The 16,521-nt window shown below is 48.2% G+C and carries 13 protein-coding genes; 9 read left to right on the top strand and 4 right to left on the bottom strand.

The features are described 5' to 3' along the window. Window positions 1–28: 28 nt before the first annotated feature. The 4 genes from CRP01_RS31800 to CRP01_RS31785 form a co-directional block, all read right to left on the bottom strand. Complete coding sequence (locus CRP01_RS31800; protein WP_099154110.1) at window positions 29–1,747, bottom strand: tail fiber domain-containing protein; 1,719 nt, start codon at window positions 1,745–1,747, stop codon at window positions 29–31. Beyond that, window positions 1,744–4,518: a tail fiber domain-containing protein gene (locus CRP01_RS31795; RefSeq protein WP_099154109.1), complete on the bottom strand. Its 2,775-nt coding sequence runs from the start codon at window positions 4,516–4,518 to the stop codon at window positions 1,744–1,746. The genes CRP01_RS31800 and CRP01_RS31795 overlap by 4 nt, the downstream gene beginning before the upstream one ends. Beyond that, the gene (locus CRP01_RS31790; RefSeq protein WP_099154108.1) at window positions 4,515–5,804 is read right to left on the bottom strand and encodes a tail fiber domain-containing protein; all 1,290 of its coding nucleotides are present in this window, start codon (window positions 5,802–5,804) and stop codon (window positions 4,515–4,517) included. The genes CRP01_RS31795 and CRP01_RS31790 overlap by 4 nt, the downstream gene beginning before the upstream one ends. 191 nt (window positions 5,805–5,995) lie before the next feature. Continuing rightward, the gene (locus CRP01_RS31785) at window positions 5,996–9,913 is read right to left on the bottom strand and encodes an ATP-binding protein (RefSeq protein WP_099154107.1); all 3,918 of its coding nucleotides are present in this window, start codon (window positions 9,911–9,913) and stop codon (window positions 5,996–5,998) included. 174 nt (window positions 9,914–10,087) lie between these two features. On the opposite strand from CRP01_RS31785, the gene CRP01_RS31780 reads away from it, so the two are divergent. The 9 genes from CRP01_RS31780 to CRP01_RS31740 all read left to right on the top strand — a co-directional run bounded on the left by CRP01_RS31780 (window position 10,088) and on the right by CRP01_RS31740 (window position 16,515). Beyond that, window positions 10,088–10,681: a histidine phosphatase family protein gene (locus CRP01_RS31780; RefSeq protein WP_099154106.1), complete on the top strand. Its 594-nt coding sequence runs from the start codon at window positions 10,088–10,090 to the stop codon at window positions 10,679–10,681. A 141-nt stretch (window positions 10,682–10,822) separates the two neighbouring features. Continuing rightward, on the top strand, window positions 10,823–11,365 hold the full coding sequence (locus CRP01_RS31775; protein ID WP_143473616.1) for a hypothetical protein: 543 nt from the start codon (window positions 10,823–10,825) through the stop codon (window positions 11,363–11,365). 111 nt (window positions 11,366–11,476) lie between these two features. After that, window positions 11,477–11,956, top strand: coding sequence for a hypothetical protein (locus tag CRP01_RS31770; RefSeq protein WP_143473615.1), 480 nt, complete (start codon window positions 11,477–11,479; stop codon window positions 11,954–11,956). Between the two features lie 131 nt (window positions 11,957–12,087). Then, window positions 12,088–13,122 carry a hypothetical protein gene (locus CRP01_RS31765; protein ID WP_099154103.1) on the top strand — a complete coding sequence of 345 codons (1,035 nt, stop codon included), beginning with the start codon at window positions 12,088–12,090 and terminating at the stop codon, window positions 13,120–13,122. A 123-nt stretch (window positions 13,123–13,245) separates the two neighbouring features. Next, complete coding sequence (locus tag CRP01_RS31760; protein WP_222845859.1) at window positions 13,246–14,343, top strand: FG-GAP repeat domain-containing protein; 1,098 nt, start codon at window positions 13,246–13,248, stop codon at window positions 14,341–14,343. Between the two features lie 156 nt (window positions 14,344–14,499). After that, a complete protein-coding gene (locus CRP01_RS31755) occupies window positions 14,500–14,910 on the top strand; it encodes an SRPBCC family protein (RefSeq protein WP_099154102.1) in 411 nt (136 codons plus the stop codon). A gap of 15 nt (window positions 14,911–14,925) precedes the next feature. Then, on the top strand, window positions 14,926–15,354 hold the full coding sequence (locus CRP01_RS31750; protein ID WP_099154101.1) for a YdeI/OmpD-associated family protein: 429 nt from the start codon (window positions 14,926–14,928) through the stop codon (window positions 15,352–15,354). A gap of 108 nt (window positions 15,355–15,462) precedes the next feature. After that, entirely contained in the window at window positions 15,463–15,975 is a 513-nt protein-coding gene (locus CRP01_RS31745; protein WP_143473614.1) for a hypothetical protein, read from the top strand. 105 nt (window positions 15,976–16,080) lie between these two features. Next, on the top strand, window positions 16,081–16,515 hold the full coding sequence (locus CRP01_RS31740) for an rRNA adenine methyltransferase (RefSeq protein ID WP_099154099.1): 435 nt from the start codon (window positions 16,081–16,083) through the stop codon (window positions 16,513–16,515). Window positions 16,516–16,521: the final 6 nt, after the last annotated feature.

Genomic DNA, 16,521 nt, shown 5'->3' with positions numbered 1-16,521 from the left:
ATAAATTAAAGACTAGGGACAACTTCTGCTACTGGCCCTCCAACATCGCCTCCAGCCGGGCCATTTGTTTTTTCAAAGCTTCCATTTCCGAGAGCTTCGCTTTGAGGGCCTCCACCTCCGCCCGCAATTGCGTGGCGGACTGCTCGGAAGCGGCCAGGCGTCTGGCCAACTCCTGGGTGGCGCTCACGTTCAACATGGAGATGGCATCATAATCCACGATGTGAAAGTCGTCCACCTGTTTCCCATAAACGAAGAGCCGCGTTGGGTGCTGATCGGTTTGGAAGGCCACCGCTTTATCGTTTGGCACGGCTGACACTTCCAAGAGAAGCTCCTGCCCCTTTTCATCGAAACATTTCAGGTGGTCGCCGACCTGAAGGCGGTGCGGCTGAGACAGCGTGATGGTCAGCAGATTTTCATTTTCCCGAAAATCCAGTTGTTCGGCCACCTGCATTACATCAGGGATAAATTCACGGGTATAGCTCACGGCCTCCGGCATTACCTGTTCCAGCTGTTGGGCGATGACTTTCGTCTGTACGGCTTTGCCTTTAGCCAGGGTGTCGATGTGGGTATAGCGGGTAATTTCGATCCGGTTCAGCCGGTCAAGGTCGGCCGCTCCGTCACTACGGCCGATGATGTTTTTGATGCGGGCGTCGGAGAAGTTGAAACTCTGTCCAGCGATGAAAGCTTCGGTGGAACAGATATTACCCTCAGCGTAGATGGTCGCTTGCCCCGTCCAGTTGGGGAAGGTCGTAATAAAAGCCGTCACATCATTGAAATACCGGATGTAGGTGCCGGTATTTCCGAAACTTACACCGGCGACGTGGAGCGGGGCTCGGGGGCCTATGGTACCGATGCCCACGTATCCTTGAATCAGGGCACCGTCAGCGGGCGCGGTGGAGGATCCGGAATAAGCGGCTCCGATGGCGACGCCCCCATTTACGTCCAGTATATTAATCGGTTTCTCTGTTCCGATTCCCACGTTGCCGTTGAGGCCCGTAATAGTCATTCTCGATCGCGAGAAGGTCCGTAAATGGAGATCGGTCCCGTGCCTCGTGCCTAAAAACCCGGTCTTATTGCTCAATACCCCCAAATCTAGCACAGCAAAAGGATTGCCATTGTCTACTTGGATTCTGCCAAAACCGCCCGACGATCGGAAAGAAGCAACGGTCGAATTGATGAGTGGAGAAACTACCGTCAATTTTTCACCTGGATTTGTCGTACCGATACCGACATGGCCATCCAAAGAACGAATAAACATTCTGGTAGCGTCCCCATTGCCTTGATTTATGCGAAAATGAAGACCAAACGGGCCGGAATAGTCAATCCAACCCCGGTTGATTGCATGGTGAAAACGCAAGCCTTCACCTCCCAGATTCGTCTGTTCGCCTACGTACAAAGAGCGTCCGCCGGCCAGGAACAAGTCCCCGTCGTTGGATAGGCGCATGCTCAGCGTGCCCGCGGAAGAAGGGGAACGGTCTTTATAGAAGGCCAGACCTCCGCCAACCGGATGTAAAATAGCGTAGGAGCTTACGTCCTTTTGGGAAAACGAGAGCCCGACGTCTCCGGCGCCGTTACGCTGGAATAACCCGAGGATGCCATTCGAGGTACTGGGGTCGGATTGCGTAACGTGTAGGCGGGCTTGGGGAGCTGCTTCGCCCACGCCAACATGCCCGGTTTGAGCAAAGGTGTTTTGGGAGAAAAAGGCAATGACGAGCACTGCCAGCAGGTAACGGCTGAAGATATTCATTTGCTAAGGGTGCTGTTTGGTGAGGAAATATTGGCGTTGAGGATGGCTTCGAGCTTGGTCAATTTATCCTTGAGCTCGTCCATCTCGGTGAGCTGTGACTGAAGTTCGGTGACCTGTGCTTTCAGTATCTCCACCTCCCGGCTGAGTTCCTGCGTAGCGCTCACGTTTAGCATGGCGATGGCATCATAATCCACGATGTGAAAGTCATCCACCCGTTTTCCGTAAACGAAGAGCTGCGATGGGCGGTGGTCCATTTTAAAAAGAAGACTATGTTCATTGGGCACGGCCAACACCTCCACGATGATTTCCTGCCCTTTTTCGTCCATACATTTGATCTGCTCTCCGGCTTGGAGGGGGTGCGGCTGGGGCAGTAAGACGGTCAGCAGCTTTTCATTTTCCCGAAAATCAATCCGTTCGGCCACCTGCATCACGTCGGGGATAAATGATCGGGTGTAACTCACGGCCTCCGGCATCACTTTTTCCAGTTGTTGGGCAATGACTTTCGTTTGCACGGCATTGCCTTTGGCCAGCGTGTCGATGTGGGTGTAGCGGGTAATTTCGATCTGGTTCAGTCGGTCGAGGTCAGCCGCCCCGTCGCTGCGCCCGATGATGTTTTTGATGCGGACATCGGAGAAGTTGAAGCTCTGCCCGGAGATGAAGGCCTCGGTGGAGCAAATGTTGCCCTGGGCGTAGATGGCGGTCTGGCCCTGCCAGTTGCCAATACCGGAAATATTGGTGGAAGAGTAGTTGAAATACCTGATGTCCGTACCACCGCTGGAACCGCTGGAACCAGTGACGTGGAGCGGGGCCTGGGGGGAGTTGGTACCAATCCCGACGCTCCCCAAAGCATCAATGCTCAGCCTGGGTATGCCTATCGTGCGATCAATAATTTGAAACTGGGCGTTGTGGTGGGGACCCGTGGTATTACTTTGTAGTACCCATTTTCTACCATCTGCGTTGGTGGTTTCCAGCATTAATTCTACATCATTGGATCCCGCCAGATGCAATGCTTTTTCGGGGCTACTCGTGCCGATACCCATCCTTCCTTCAATGATCGCCCCGTTGGCGGGCGCGGCGGAAGTACCGGAATAAGTCGCCCCGATGGCCACGCCGCCCTCCACGTCGAGCCGATTAGCGGGAGTGACGGTACCAAGCCCAACATTGCCCAACGAATCAATGGCCAGTCTTGCCTGTTGTTCGGTTCGGTCGATAATCTGGAATATGCCACTTACCGTGGGAGTGGCGGAATTGCTTTGTAGCGCCCATTTTCTCCCGTGTGGGCTATTAGCTTCGAGCATGAGTTCGACCTCCGAGCTGCCTTTCAAGTGCAGCGCTTTCTCCGGAGCGTCCGTGCCGATGCCGACCTTTCCACCATTTGCATTGTATATATTCCGATCACTACCCGCCTCCCAATAGGTGTGAGCGGCATATATTCCCCCAGTTCCTGGATCGAAGCCCAATACCTGCTGGCAATTATCGGGTTGGATGACTTGAACATTGTTTCCTGTACGACTAGTAACGTATAGGTACCCACCTGATTCTACCAGCCCGGATGGGATGTCGCCCGTAATGATTGTCCCGACCTGCTTAAGGTTTAATGGGTCGGAAATGTCAAATACGTAAATTTCCCCACTGTTCCTGCTTGACACATAGGCCTTACTGCCAAAAACACGCACCACATCCATATATTTTCCAAAATTGAGCGTTGCTACGATCTTCGCGTTTTGGGGATCGGCGGCGTCAATGACGTGTATCAGCCGGTCAAAAGTGGTGACATAAGCATACGTACCGGAAACATCTACGGAGGTAGGCCGCCAATCTACAAGTAACCTTGCTATAAGCTTTGGGCTTGCAGGGGTTGAAACATCAATGATCCTCAGATCGCTGTTCCCATGGCCGACCACATAAGCGTAGTTTCCCGAAACGGCGAATGGCCTTGATTCCGATTCTATAAAAGTGGTACTAAGTACAGTCATATTTGTTGGGTCGGAAATGTCTATGACGGTGAAAGTGTTGTAAGTCTCCACAAAAGCATGATTGCCGATGATTTTGATGTAGCGGGCATCTTTATACACAATATCGACGGTGCCGATTACGATTGGATTGGACGGGTCGGAAATGTCGATGGCTTTTAATAAACCATAATCATCGAGATCAATGAGATCATTGACCGGTACGAAAGCATAATTACCGGATACGGCAACATCGTACAAATACACGCCTAACTTTACTTCCCCAACGACGACGGGAGCTGTTGGTGAAGTAACATCAAGGATTTTAAGTTGGCCGCTCTCGGTCGCTATATATCCGTAGTCGCCTGAAACCACAATACCTCGGGGCCCGCCAGAAAGACTGACCGTACCCAGCAACTTGGAGCAGCCATAATCTTCGGTAGCGGGAGCACTCAGCAAGGTGGCAGCCGTGGGGCTATCCCACGAGGCTACGCCGGATGCATCCGATTGCAGCCATTCATGGGCTCTACCGTCCGTCGGGACTCCCAGGCGGAACCACTTCGTGCCTTCGTAGTAAAAAAAGCTTTTCTCGTCCGTGTCAAAGACCATCAGCCCGGTAGCGGGGGTAGCGATGGCCAGGCGTTCGGCGGTGGTGAGGCGGGGCAGCAGCATACCCTTATCAGTGGCCTGCACGTCTAGGGCCGCGCTGGCATCCGGGTCGTTCGGGCCAATGGCCACGTTTCCGGTTTGGGCATGGCTATTGTTATGAATACAGGCAATGACAAGCACGGCCAGCAGGTAACGGCTGAAGGTATTCATTTGCTAGGGGTGTTATTTGGTGAGGGAATATTGGCGCTAAGGGGGGCCTGGGGGGCGGCCATTTTGCCTTTGAGTTCGTCCAGAGCGGCAAGCTGTGACTGGAGATCAGCGACCAGTGTTTTCAGCCTCTCCACCTCCCGGCTGAGTTCCTGCGTGGCGCTTACGTTCAGCATGGCGATGGCATCATAATCCACGATGTGAAAGTCGTCCACCTGTTTTCCATAAATGAAAAGCTGCGAAGGCCGGTGGTCGGTTTTGAGCAGGAGACTGTTTTCATCTAATGCAGCACCGACCTCCAAGATCATTTCCAGCCCATGATCATCGATGCATTTCACCTGGTCGCCAGCGGTGAGGGAATGTGGTTTGGATAGCGAAATCAGGAGCATATTTTCGTGAAGATCAATGTGCCTGGCTACCTGCATTACATTGGGGATAAATTCACGGGTATAACCCACGGCCTCCGGCATTACCTGTTTGAGTTGTTGGGCAATGACCTTGGTTTGGACGGCATTGCCTTTGGTCAGGCTGTCGATATGGGTGTAGCGGGTAATTTCGATCTGGTTGAGGCGGTCCAGGTCAGCCGCTCCGTCACTGCGCCCGATGATATTTTTGATGCGGGCATCGGAAAAGCTGAAGCTCTGCCCGGCGATGAAAGCTCCCGTGGCGCAGATGTTTCCCCAGGCGAGGATAGCGGTCTGGCCCTGCCAATTGGGTATACTGTTGAGCGTGGTTGAGGCATGGTTGAAAAACCTGATGTCGGTGCCGCTATTGGTGTAGCTGGCCTGGGCTACGTGGAATGGAGCCTGGGGAGATAGGGGAGTAAATATGCCAATACCCACATGGCCCGTTGAGCCATCGACCAGCAATCTCTGTTTGTTGTCGGTCTGAATAAGGAAACTAGTGGGGTTTTCCGTGCCTATAAACCCGTAATTCAATATCTCGTCCGCACCCAGGCTAATTTGCCGCCGGTCCGTTCCAACCTGTATCTTCCCCCGATAAATACTGGTGAATTTACCGAGGGTTGAAAAAGGATTGGGGTTATATACTTCCAGCGATACAGAGGGAATAGTTAGGCCAATGCCCACCCTGCCCTCAATGATAGCTCCATTCGCCGGAGCGGCGGTGGTACCGGAATAGGTGCTGCCAATGGACAGGTTGCCATTCACATCCAGTGAACTGGTGGGCTGGTCCTGGTTGACGCCCACATTCCCGGATTGTGCGGATAAGTTTTTTTGCAGGCAGGCAATGACGAGCACTGCCGGCAGGTAACGGCTGATGATTTTCATGCTAAAAGTTTGGTAAAGTAGCGATGAACAGAGTGTTTTGGGGTGGGGGGAACTGGTCGTTTTACGAGTCAAAACAAAGATACCGGCCGGCTACCGGGAAAGTCGAATTCAGGCGGTCGAAGAATCGGACAGATGAGGTGAAAAATCGGACAGTTGAGATTAATGTCTTGGATGTCAGTAAGTATTGTGTGCTACAACCGATAGCCAAACCTTTCAAAAAACATCCTTGACATGTATTTATGGTCGGAGTACCCCACCTGGCCGGCGAGGTCACGCAAGGAGAGTTCCTGGTTCTCATTACGCAATTCCCGGAGCAGGTGCATCTGCACCTCCATGATAAACTCCTTGGGCGACATGCCCACCTCCCGTTGCATGAAACGCTGGAGGTTACGGGCGCTCATGTTCATTTTTTCGGCGATCATCGCTACACTGAAGGTGGGGTCCGTCAGCTTCTCCTGTACGAAACTTTGGAGAGCGAAAACCTGCTCGCTATCGGCGGCGATGGCGATTGGTTCGGGTCCCGATTCGGCCAGTGCCGCCTTTCGGATGCCATAGTTTTGCAGCAGTCGCTGAATGCGGACGAGCAGTTCCCGCTCGGAAAAGGGCTTGGTCAGGTAGTCGTCCACACCGAGGCGCAGGGCGGAGAGCTTGCTTACCTCGTTCTGCTTGGCGGTAAGGAAGATGAAGGGCAGTTTGCGCAGCGTTTCATCTCGCTTCACACGATCGAGCAGCGCCATGCCGTCCATTTCGGGCATCATGATATCGGAGAGAATGAGATCGGCGGGAAGTCCGTTTTCGAGGAGGCGGGTGGCTTCCAGCCCGTTTGCCGCCAATGTCAGATGAAAGCGTTCGGACAACAGCATGGACAGGAATTGGCGCAGGTCTTCGTTGTCTTCCACCACCAGGAGATGGGCTTTTTCTTCTTTCGCTAACATAACGGGCTCCAGTGCGGGGACGGCCATTTCTTCTTTTGGCGACACAGGCGCTTCGCCGGCCGGGATGCTGATCTCAAATTTTGTCCCCGTATCTTCCGCTGACTGTAATTCTACCGTGCCGCCCATCAGATCCACATATTCCTTGACGATACTCAGACCGATGCCGCTACCGGGATTGCTCTGCTTGTCGCCCGGCACCTGGTAAAATTTCTCAAAGATCCGGGACTGGTGCTCGACGGGGATACCGGGACCGTCGTCCGCCACGATCAGGCGGAGCAGGGTAGGAGAGGCCTCGACCAGTACATTGACCTGACTGCCCCGTGGGCAATATTTCAGCGCATTGGCGATGAGGTTATGGATGATCTTCCCCACCTTTTTTTCATCGAAGATCAACTGTTCGTATGCCGTTTTTATACTGATGTTTAAGACAATACCGCTTTGTTCTGCGCTCTGTTGGAATATCCTGCAATTGTTTTCTACAAAATCAGCCAGATCGACGGGATTGTTATGAACGGATATTTTCCGGTGTTCCAGGCGGGAAAGTTCCAGCAACTCTTCCACTCTTTCCTGTAGCAGCGAGGCATTCTTGCTGATTAAATTCAGAAATTCATTTCCCTTTTTGTCGGTAATATAATTCCCCCGTTCGATGCTTTCCAGCGGTGCGACGATGAGCGATAAGGGCGTCTTTAATTCGTGAGAGATATTGTTGTAGAACCGGGTCTTCATCTCATCCAGTTGCGTCAGTTCCTCCGCCTGCCGCTGGATGGTTTCTTTGTCCCGCCGCAGTTCGACGGTGCGCTTTTCCACCTCGTTTTCGAGGCGGATGTTTTCGGTGCGCAGACGCCTTTGCCACCACAGCACGCCGCCGGCCAGTACTGCCATTACGAGCAGATAGAACCACCATCGGTTGTAGAAATAATCGGCTACTACAATATGGATTGTCAACGGGTTCGATTCCATTTCGGAGTAATCCGTTTTGGCCATGATCAGCAGGTGATAGGCGCCACTTTCGAGGTTGGTGAGCGAGATCTCAGCATTGCTGCCGTTGCTGCGCCACTCGATGTTTTGGGGCAGGTCACGGTCGGAGGGTAGGAGGGCATAATAATACTGGCAGGCATCCTCATTGCCGATACCCGGCGCAAAGCCAACCGTTACATTGCGGTGATAGGCATCCAGTTGAAGGCTGTGGTCCGTGGTGTTTTTAAGTTCGAGCGTATCCGTTTTCCCCGTGTTCGTATTGAAATAATGGAGAAACGAAAGATGCAATCGCAATTGCTTCCGGCTCAGGTTCACCTGGTCAATATCAATGACGTTCAACCCTCTGACGGTACCGATCAGCATGCGGTTAAACTTCGCATCATAAAAAGCGGAAAGCCGGTTGCACTCGGTATGCGTCAATAACTGGTCATCAATTTTGAATAAATTTTCCCGCTCTATTTCGTAAACATATACGCCATTGAACGTGCCCAGCCAGAGCCGCTCGTTCCCGTCCTTCGTAATGCTGACGATGGGCGTTCCAACTTGCAGCATGGTGTCCGTTTCAGCGGACGAATGGCGGTAGAGCCGGCCCTCGTAGCTACCAAACCACCAGGTGTCGGAGTTTTCCCGCAGCATGGAGGTTATGGCCTCGCCGGTAAAGACCTTGCGGGTCTGCCGGCTGGTCAGGTCAAAAGCGGCGGCGCCGTCCTTGTAGCCCACAAAAACGCCCGATCCGCCGGTAGGGACGATCTGGTGCGTGGACTCGAAACGGATGCCGGACAAAAGTTCAGAACTCAGGGGGTATTTGCTGATGATCTCGGCACCGCTGGCGGAAGAGGCAAGCAGCAGCGAATCACTGATCGGTACAATATCGTAAGGAAAATTGAAAAGGCTGATCTCCTGTTCCACCCCTTTTCGGACGTGTTTAAATATCCGATCGGAATTGGTGAAAACATCACCGTTGTCGTCGATCTCGAAGTGCCGGACAAACACGTTTTGGTCCAGCGATCTGAACGCCAACTGCCGGTTTAGTTCCGACACGAAGGTGCCGCCGGTTTCTGTGCTGGCGTAGAGCTTCCCGTCACTGCCCAAGCGGATTTTCCGCATCCCGGAGGTCAGTAAATACTGCGCAACCGAAGTGCCGCTCAACTGCACCTTATACAAATTGAAACCGTTGACTACCCAGAAGGACTGCAGGAAATCATCGCCATAAATATTGGAAACCTGCGGGATGGTCTCGCTGACGGCGGAGAGGTCGAAAAGGGTTCCTTCCTTGGTCAACAGGTAAGCGTGTTTCAAATTGTAGGGGTGGGCAAAAATGTACAACAGATTGCCGTGTTGATCCTTAAAAACGCTAGAAGCAAGTCCCGGTTTATCCAGCTCCGGATGGGGTAAAGGTTTAAACTCACGGCTTTGCGTATCCAGATAAAACGGTGGTGCATTCAGGGGCAAAAACTCGATGCCCCTGGCCGTTTGTTGGTTCGCGTAGAATAGTCCCAATGATTGGGAGAAAGGCTTATTGGCTAAGATGTTGCCGGAAAAGTCAAATAAGGTAAGCCCCAGGGAGGCACAGGTCCAGATGCCTTTTTCAACTGGGTACAGGTAAATTGAGTCCTCCAGTTTTTCGGCGCTAAAAAGCAGTTTTACCTGGGTGCCTTCCAGGACGGCTAGGGTGGGGACGCCTTGATTTTCGAAAATAAAGTAATACCTACCCCGCCAAACCTGCCCCCTTCTCAAACCGGTCAGCGGTTTTGATTGGTACAGGATTTCTACCACCTTTTTTTGTCCAATATCATAATAATAAAGGTGGTCCCCGGAGCTTGAACCTATCAATAGTCTGTTCGCCCCCCAATCGTAGATATTCGGTATTTCAAAATAGTTCGAAAGCCCCTCCAAAGTATCCAGTGGCCGACTTTGAAACCGCACGCCGTCAAACATACCCATTTGAAAGCCCCGGAGGTCGCCGAAGCTGCGTTGATCTTCTCCGAGGAGCCAGAGGATACCGAGACTGTCTTTGGTTAGGGCTTTGAAGCCGGCGAAGTCGAGACCGTCCGCAGCGTCGAATTTTTTGATGGAGATGCCCGGAGTCTGGACCTGGGCGAATGGCCGTTGGAGCAGCAAAAGCAATAGGATGGAAAGCCACCATTTTACAGGGCGGCAACGGATCTTTTTATCTTTATCGCTATTGGGTCTCATGCAACACCTACTGTTCAGATAGATCTTGTTTTTGCAAATTTAATACACTTGAAGACTTCAGCATAAAGACATAGCTCTATTGTCCGGGCGTATCTATACTGTACTTAAATTGGTTTAGATTTATCAAACCAATTCTACCTCAGTATATAGACTTTAATTCTTATCTTCTCCACCATGAAGCTCATCATAACAAGGCACGGTCAAACCGAAGAAAACGTAGCGGGTATTCTGCAAGGGCATTTGCATGGCAAACTTTCTGCCAAGGGAGTTGAACAGGCAAAAAAGGTGGCTTTAAGACTGCAAAGTGAACAGATTGATTTTATTTATTCCAGCGATTTGGATCGAGCCGCTGATACTGCAAAAGAAATTGCTCAATATCATCCCAACACTAAGGTGGAATTTGTTGAAAGCCTCAGAGAACGAAACCTGGGTGAATTGCAAGGAAGAAAAAAGAGTGAACTCAGAGGAGATACCAAAGATCAAAAAGCAATTTTTGCTGAGCCCAAAGGGGGCGAAACCATGGAAGAAGTGTACAAGAGGGCCGCAGGTTTTCTGCGCGAGGTGATACACCAACATCAGAATGATTCGGTGCTGTTGGTTTGTCATAGTGGAATAGGACAAGCGCTGGTTGCGGTAATTACGGGTAAAAGCCACACTGAAATAAAGTCAGTGGGAGGATTACAGAATACCAGTATTAGTATTTTTGAAATTGACGAAGATAGACATCATAAAATAGTCTGCTACAATTGCACGGAGCATTTGAAATGATTTAAAATCAAAGGGGTATGTTCGGGGATTTTTTAATGCTTATCCGAACGCTTCCTGCAATTATAAGAAGATGACCAACACTCTAATAGTGACCCGCCCTCCGCAGTACTTCAGCCGATTGTCGGCGCAAGGTTGTGGGCAATGAAAAGAAAGAAACCGATTATGCAGGGGAATGAAGAAACTAAAATAGTGGGAAAGAAGTTGATCCTGCCAAAACGGCTGACATGGATTTTGAATTGGAAATATCCATTTTATCGAACGCCGAGCCTGGATGAGTATAGTCAAAGAATTATTGATTTCACTAAAGAGCAAAATCGCCTGCCCTTCTATCTGAAGTTTGATATAAATAACGACGGAGAGGAAGAGATCATGATCATTCAAAGATCCATCTTTGGAGGATATGGAAGATTGTTAATCGTCTCGGAAGTAAATCAGAAGTTTAAATTTGAAAGCATAAGGTGGAATCGACCGGTGAATTCATTATACTTTGATTATTTTATTGATATTGAAAGCCCCAAAAGTTATCAAACTTTCGGCCTAATGCAATCAAAGAAAGTGACCGTTAATTTTCCTCATATAGTTACAAAGGGATACCTTACAAGGATTGTGTACTGGGATGGATATAGGTATTGCCAAGAGAGGATCAGCTCTTTAAACAATTCGATCTCTGTTCAGCACCGTTGAGGCTGGGCCATCGATATAGTAGCGTTGAAAGCTTTGGGCTCCATCCTGTCCCGGAGATAAACATTGAGATCGGGGGCGCAGACATTCCTTTGGGTTGACAACAGTCAGGATATGAGTAGGAGAGAAATATTTTTTTTAAGTTCGCTGATCGTGTCAATAATTACAATTAGTATTTTGGTAACAGGCTCTTCTTTATTGACCATTGCTTTGGACAAGGCGGGAAAGATCCCTTTGGGCACTTTCATCACCTGGGCTGGAATGGTGGCACTTCCGCTAACCATATACTGGGGGATCAAGGAACTGAGAAAACCTACAAAAAAGCTAAATGTAGTTCTGGCCAGCTTGCTGAAGCTGCTCATCATATTGGGAGTGCTTTGGGTCCCAATATCGTATCTACTTGCAGGTAATCTTTCATTTTCATTTTCCGAAAAAGAAACTTTTCAGGGCGGACAGATCGCAATGAAGTGGTTTTGGTATTTAAGTTATGGGATTGGAATTGGAACTATTCTAATCTTAATGGCGTACTGGATCACCTTACTTTTTAAAAAAATAAAACTGTTGATGAAAAAGTATAACAAACTTGCCTCCTGATCCTGCCTGCTCTTTGCAAAAACGGTTCGGTTTATTTTGGTATTAGACCAAACGAAACGCTGACTTTATACCGGCGCTGCTAAGCGCAACCCCGCCGGATAGGCATACATTACGAATTGAATAAAAACCATATGAAGAAAGCAATTACTATTAACAGAAATGTGGTCAATCTCCTGGCTCCGTTGAGTCTATTTGGACTTTTGATCGTATTGATGAAATCTCCTCTTTTAAACCAAGGCGGTAATCTAGGGCTTGCCATTAGCATAGACTTACTTATTACGGTTCCATTAGTTTACTATCTGCTCATTCGCAAAAGTAGTATACCCAATACGACCGTAGTGCCAATGATGGTGGTTGGGTTGCTGATAGGTACGTATTTTTTGCCCGTTGAGGATCAGGTTTATTTAGAACTTTTTAAAACCTGGACTCTACCAGTTATTGAGGTTTTAATTTTAATCCTGGTAGTGGTAAAAGTCCGCAAGGCCATCAAAACATTCAAAGATCAAAGAGGAAACGCACCGGACTTTTATAGCACCCTAAAAAATACCTGTCACCAACTCTTACCCAAACAGCTGGCCTGGCCATTTGCCACCGAAGTAGCGGTCATTTATTATGGATTTATCAATTGGAAGGGAAGAGAATTGCAGGAGAATGAATTTTCGTATCATAAAAGAAGTGGAACGCCCGCTTTGTTTGGAGCTTTGATCTTTATTATAGCCATGGAGACTTTTGCGCTTCACCTGTTGCTGGAAAGATGGAATGTAGTGGTAGCCTGGATACTTTCCGGACTAAGTATCTACACCGCGATTCAATTCCTGGGATTTGCCAAATCCCTGTCAAAAAGACCCATATCCATAACGCAGCATAGCCTGATACTAAGATATGGCATTTTAAGTGAAACAGAAATTCCTTTCCCGGATATCGACACTATTGAACTTTCGAGGAAGCCATTAGAAAAGGACAAACTGAACCATAAACTATCGCCATTGGGAGAATTAGAAAGTCACAACGTCATTATCCATTTGAATAGTGATAATGAATTAAGGGGGCTATACGGAAGCAGGAAGAAGTTCCGAAAAATTGGACTGCATATAGACCAACCAAAAGACTTTAAGGAAAAATTAGAGTACGCCTTACCGCAACGTACTGATGATCATGCTTTCTAAAAGGTTTACTGTGCATATAGCTGCTTGCGACAAAAGCTGGTGAGTAATAATGTACATGAGTATCATGTCGGGCAAAAGCTCGCCACGCCACATACATTGCATCAATACACCAAAAACAAAACCATGAAGCATCTGATATTTTCTTTTTTATGGCTACCCACTTTGCTTAGCAGCCAGGAGGTTCAATTTCTATCGAATTCCAGATTGGTGCTGGGAACCGATAAAGATAAATCCGCCTCAGTAAGTGCCGGAGACATCGATAACGATGGAGATATAGATATAGTAGTAGCCAACGGGAGGCATTGGCCCGAATTCAATAAGGTATTCATCAATAATGGTTATGGAATATTCACGGTGGCGAAGTTACTCGATAACATTGCGGAGACCAGTTACGCAACAGAACTAGCCGATTTTGACGGCGACGGGGATCTGGATGTGGCCGTTGGTAATGACATGGCCCCAAACGCAATTTATTTAAATGACGGAGCGGGGAATTTTATTCGCTCGGGTAATTTTGGCGAGCCATATTCCCCAACCCGGAACCTAAAAACGATCGATATTGATGCTGATGGAGATATGGATATTCTGATTACCAACCGTGGCCGAGAAAACGAAATTTGTTTAAATAACGGAAAAGGAGAATTCAACCAAACTGTAAAATTCGGAACGAAAGAGGACTCGACTATCGATGTAGACGTTGCTGATATGAATAACGATGGTCTGCCAGACTTAATATTAGCTAACCGGGATGGGCAACAAAATTTCATCTACCTGAATGATGGTGAACTGAACTTCAATGAAAAAATCCCTTTTGGCACCGGAAAAGATGAAACGAGGTCAGTAGGGGTAGCGGATATCGATCAGGATGGCTATCCGGACATCATTACCGCCAACATTCAGGAACCTAATTGTATATACTTTGGTAATAAAGAAATGAACTACGAAAGAAAGATAATATTCGATAGTTTTTCCGATAATTCGTACTCCCTGGACTTTGGGGATCTGGATGGAAATGGAAGTATTGATATCGTAGTAGCCAATGCCGGAGAACCGAACAAGGTCTTTTTGAATTTTGATCATGGAGTTTCCTGGAAGCAAATCCTTCTGAGGGATGAAGGCCTGTTTACTTATGATATCATTCTTACCGATCTAAACAATGATAATAAATTGGATATTGTAGAGAGTAATTCGGATGATATAAATTACTGCTATCGCAATTAGCTGGTTGTATATCTTAGAAATATTGCCGGTGATCAAGGTTTATGGATCATGCAAAGAGCATAACCGTTTGACCGAAGAGTGCCGGGCAATCTGCCGCTATCCATACCGGATACCGTTGGCAGTAATTCAAGAAAATCATTAAAATCAAATCAAAAAATGAAAGAAAAGATCGTCGTATCAACTACCCTCCAGGCTGATCCCCAAAAAGTCTGGAATTACTACACCAGTCCGGAGCACATCACCAAATGGAACTTTGCGGACCCTTCCTGGCATTGTCCCTCTGCTTCGAACGACATGAGGGTCGGTGGGAAGTATTTCGCTCGAATGGAAGCCAAAGATGGTAGCTTTGGGTTTGACTTTGAAGGCATTTACTCAGATATCACGGAAGGCGAAGCATTTACCTACAGTTTTGGTGGCAGGGAAGCGAACGTCAAGTTTAATAAGCTGGGAGATCAAACGGAGGTAGTTATAACATTCGACCCGGAGCAGGAAAATCCGATAGAGATGCAGAAAGCCGGGTGGCAATCCATACTCGAAAATTTCAAAAAATATGTGGAAGCAAACTGATCAAATTAGTCAACCATGAAATTCAAAACTACCATCCAACAATTTGGAAATAACACCGGCATTGAACTGAGCGAAAAACAACTGGAAGAACTTGGTGGCGGTAATAGACCCTTAGTAACGGTTACTTTGAACGGATATACTTATAGAGGAGCGGTCGGCAGTATGAAGGGAAGGTATCTTATCAGTCTTAGCGCTGCAAACAGAAAGAATGCCAATGTGCAGGGTGGTGATACGCTGGAGGTAGAAGTCGTACTGGATACGGCACCAAGGACCGTAGAAATTCCTCCTGATCTACAGGAAGCACTAAGTGGAAAGTCATTAGAAACTGCTTTTGATAAGTTGGCTCCAAGTAGAAAAAAAGCTTTTGTAAATTCGATACTGGATGCAAAAACGGAAGAAACACGACAGAGACGGATCGATAAAGTAATAGACTTTCTGACTTAATCGAGCCTTTGATAAAAATAAAAGGCTACCGCAAAAAAAGCATACAACGATTTAGGCGGTCTAAACGCCGCGATGACCCGGGCATGCAGCTCCTTGGCGGCACTTGATATGAATAAGTTTTTTCTCATAGCAATACTCCTCTTCCTCCGTGGTATCCTCTTCGGACAGGACGACCTCATTGGCAGCATTGAACATAATGTGGATCTGATCGATAGGGATTCGACCCTGGAAATGAAGGAATTTGATGCTAATCAGGTTTACGGACATACTTATGATGGTGGCGGAGTGATCAGCGTGCATTTCGACCGGAAAGGGATCCGAAAAATAAAGGAAGAGATAGGAATTTCAACTGGGCGATTGACAACGATTATCTACCTAAAAGAGGGAGATCCCATAAAGATCATCGAACGAGAAGAAAACTTTGCCCATCACGCCGATAAACCGGAAATGGATTACTCCCGGCTACATCAGGTCTTTCAGACTGAAATTTACATTTTCAACTGGGAGAAAGATCATACCCAGGTACGAAAGAAAGGAGCTAGGAATTTCTCCGAAGAAAGCTGCGGACTTTTTGAATACGAACCGTTGATAGCGTTGGTTCGGGAGCAGATGAAAAAATAGGAACAGCCGCCAACAGCCCGTTAACGGCCCCGCCTCCGCTAACGTTTCCGGCCGATCGTCTGGCGCACCCTTGGCGGGCATTAAAAAACAAGCAATAAAATAGCCATGGAATTCAATCCTGACAATCGTGTCGTAAAACTTTGTGCTGAGGGAATGGAATTTGAAGGAAAGGCCGATAGCGAAAAGGCAAGGGGAAAGTTTTACGAAGCTTGGGAATTATCAGATACCAATTTTGAAAAGTTTATAGCTGCTCACTATGTGGCCCGGCACCAAAACTCAGTCTCAGATAAGCTGAATTGGGATAAGATCGCATTAGAATTTGCCTTAAATATGGATGATGAATCAGCAAACGGTATGTTGCCTTCCCTCTACCTAAATGTGGCAAAATGCTACGAAGATCTAGAAGATCTCGCGAATGCTCGTATCTGTTATACTTCCGGGAAATCCTATTTTGATTACCTGCCGGACGATGGATACGGAAATATGATCAAAAGAGGAATTGAAAGCGGGATCCAAAGAATTAGCAAAATTGAAGGCTGAAGAGTA

Origin of the sequence: Flavilitoribacter nigricans DSM 23189 = NBRC 102662 (genome assembly GCF_002646595.1) — a bacterium.
GTDB lineage: Bacteria > Bacteroidota > Bacteroidia > Chitinophagales > Saprospiraceae > Flavilitoribacter > Flavilitoribacter nigricans.
The sequence above is the reverse complement of the archived record's forward strand: the minus strand, read 5'-3'. Positions and strand labels throughout refer to the sequence as shown.

Excerpts from the sequence above, each read along its gene's own strand:
- CRP01_RS31775 (WP_143473616.1), top strand. The coding sequence starts at position 10,823 with ATGAAAAGAAAGAAACCGATTATGCAGGGGAATGAAGAAACTAAAATA.
- CRP01_RS31760 (WP_222845859.1), top strand. The coding sequence starts at position 13,246 with ATGAAGCATCTGATATTTTCTTTTTTATGGCTACCCACTTTGCTTAGC.
- CRP01_RS31740 (WP_099154099.1), top strand. The coding sequence starts at position 16,081 with ATGGAATTCAATCCTGACAATCGTGTCGTAAAACTTTGTGCTGAGGGA.
- CRP01_RS31765 (WP_099154103.1), top strand. The coding sequence starts at position 12,088 with ATGAAGAAAGCAATTACTATTAACAGAAATGTGGTCAATCTCCTGGCT.
- CRP01_RS31790 (WP_099154108.1), bottom strand. The coding sequence starts at position 5,804 with ATGAAAATCATCAGCCGTTACCTGCCGGCAGTGCTCGTCATTGCCTGC.
- CRP01_RS31780 (WP_099154106.1), top strand. The coding sequence starts at position 10,088 with ATGAAGCTCATCATAACAAGGCACGGTCAAACCGAAGAAAACGTAGCG.
- CRP01_RS31750 (WP_099154101.1), top strand. The coding sequence starts at position 14,926 with ATGAAATTCAAAACTACCATCCAACAATTTGGAAATAACACCGGCATT.
- CRP01_RS31795 (WP_099154109.1), bottom strand. The coding sequence starts at position 4,518 with ATGAATACCTTCAGCCGTTACCTGCTGGCCGTGCTTGTCATTGCCTGT.
- CRP01_RS31770 (WP_143473615.1), top strand. The coding sequence starts at position 11,477 with ATGAGTAGGAGAGAAATATTTTTTTTAAGTTCGCTGATCGTGTCAATA.
- CRP01_RS31785 (WP_099154107.1), bottom strand. The coding sequence starts at position 9,913 with ATGAGACCCAATAGCGATAAAGATAAAAAGATCCGTTGCCGCCCTGTA.
- CRP01_RS31755 (WP_099154102.1), top strand. The coding sequence starts at position 14,500 with ATGAAAGAAAAGATCGTCGTATCAACTACCCTCCAGGCTGATCCCCAA.
- CRP01_RS31800 (WP_099154110.1), bottom strand. The coding sequence starts at position 1,747 with ATGAATATCTTCAGCCGTTACCTGCTGGCAGTGCTCGTCATTGCCTTT.
- CRP01_RS31745 (WP_143473614.1), top strand. The coding sequence starts at position 15,463 with ATGAATAAGTTTTTTCTCATAGCAATACTCCTCTTCCTCCGTGGTATC.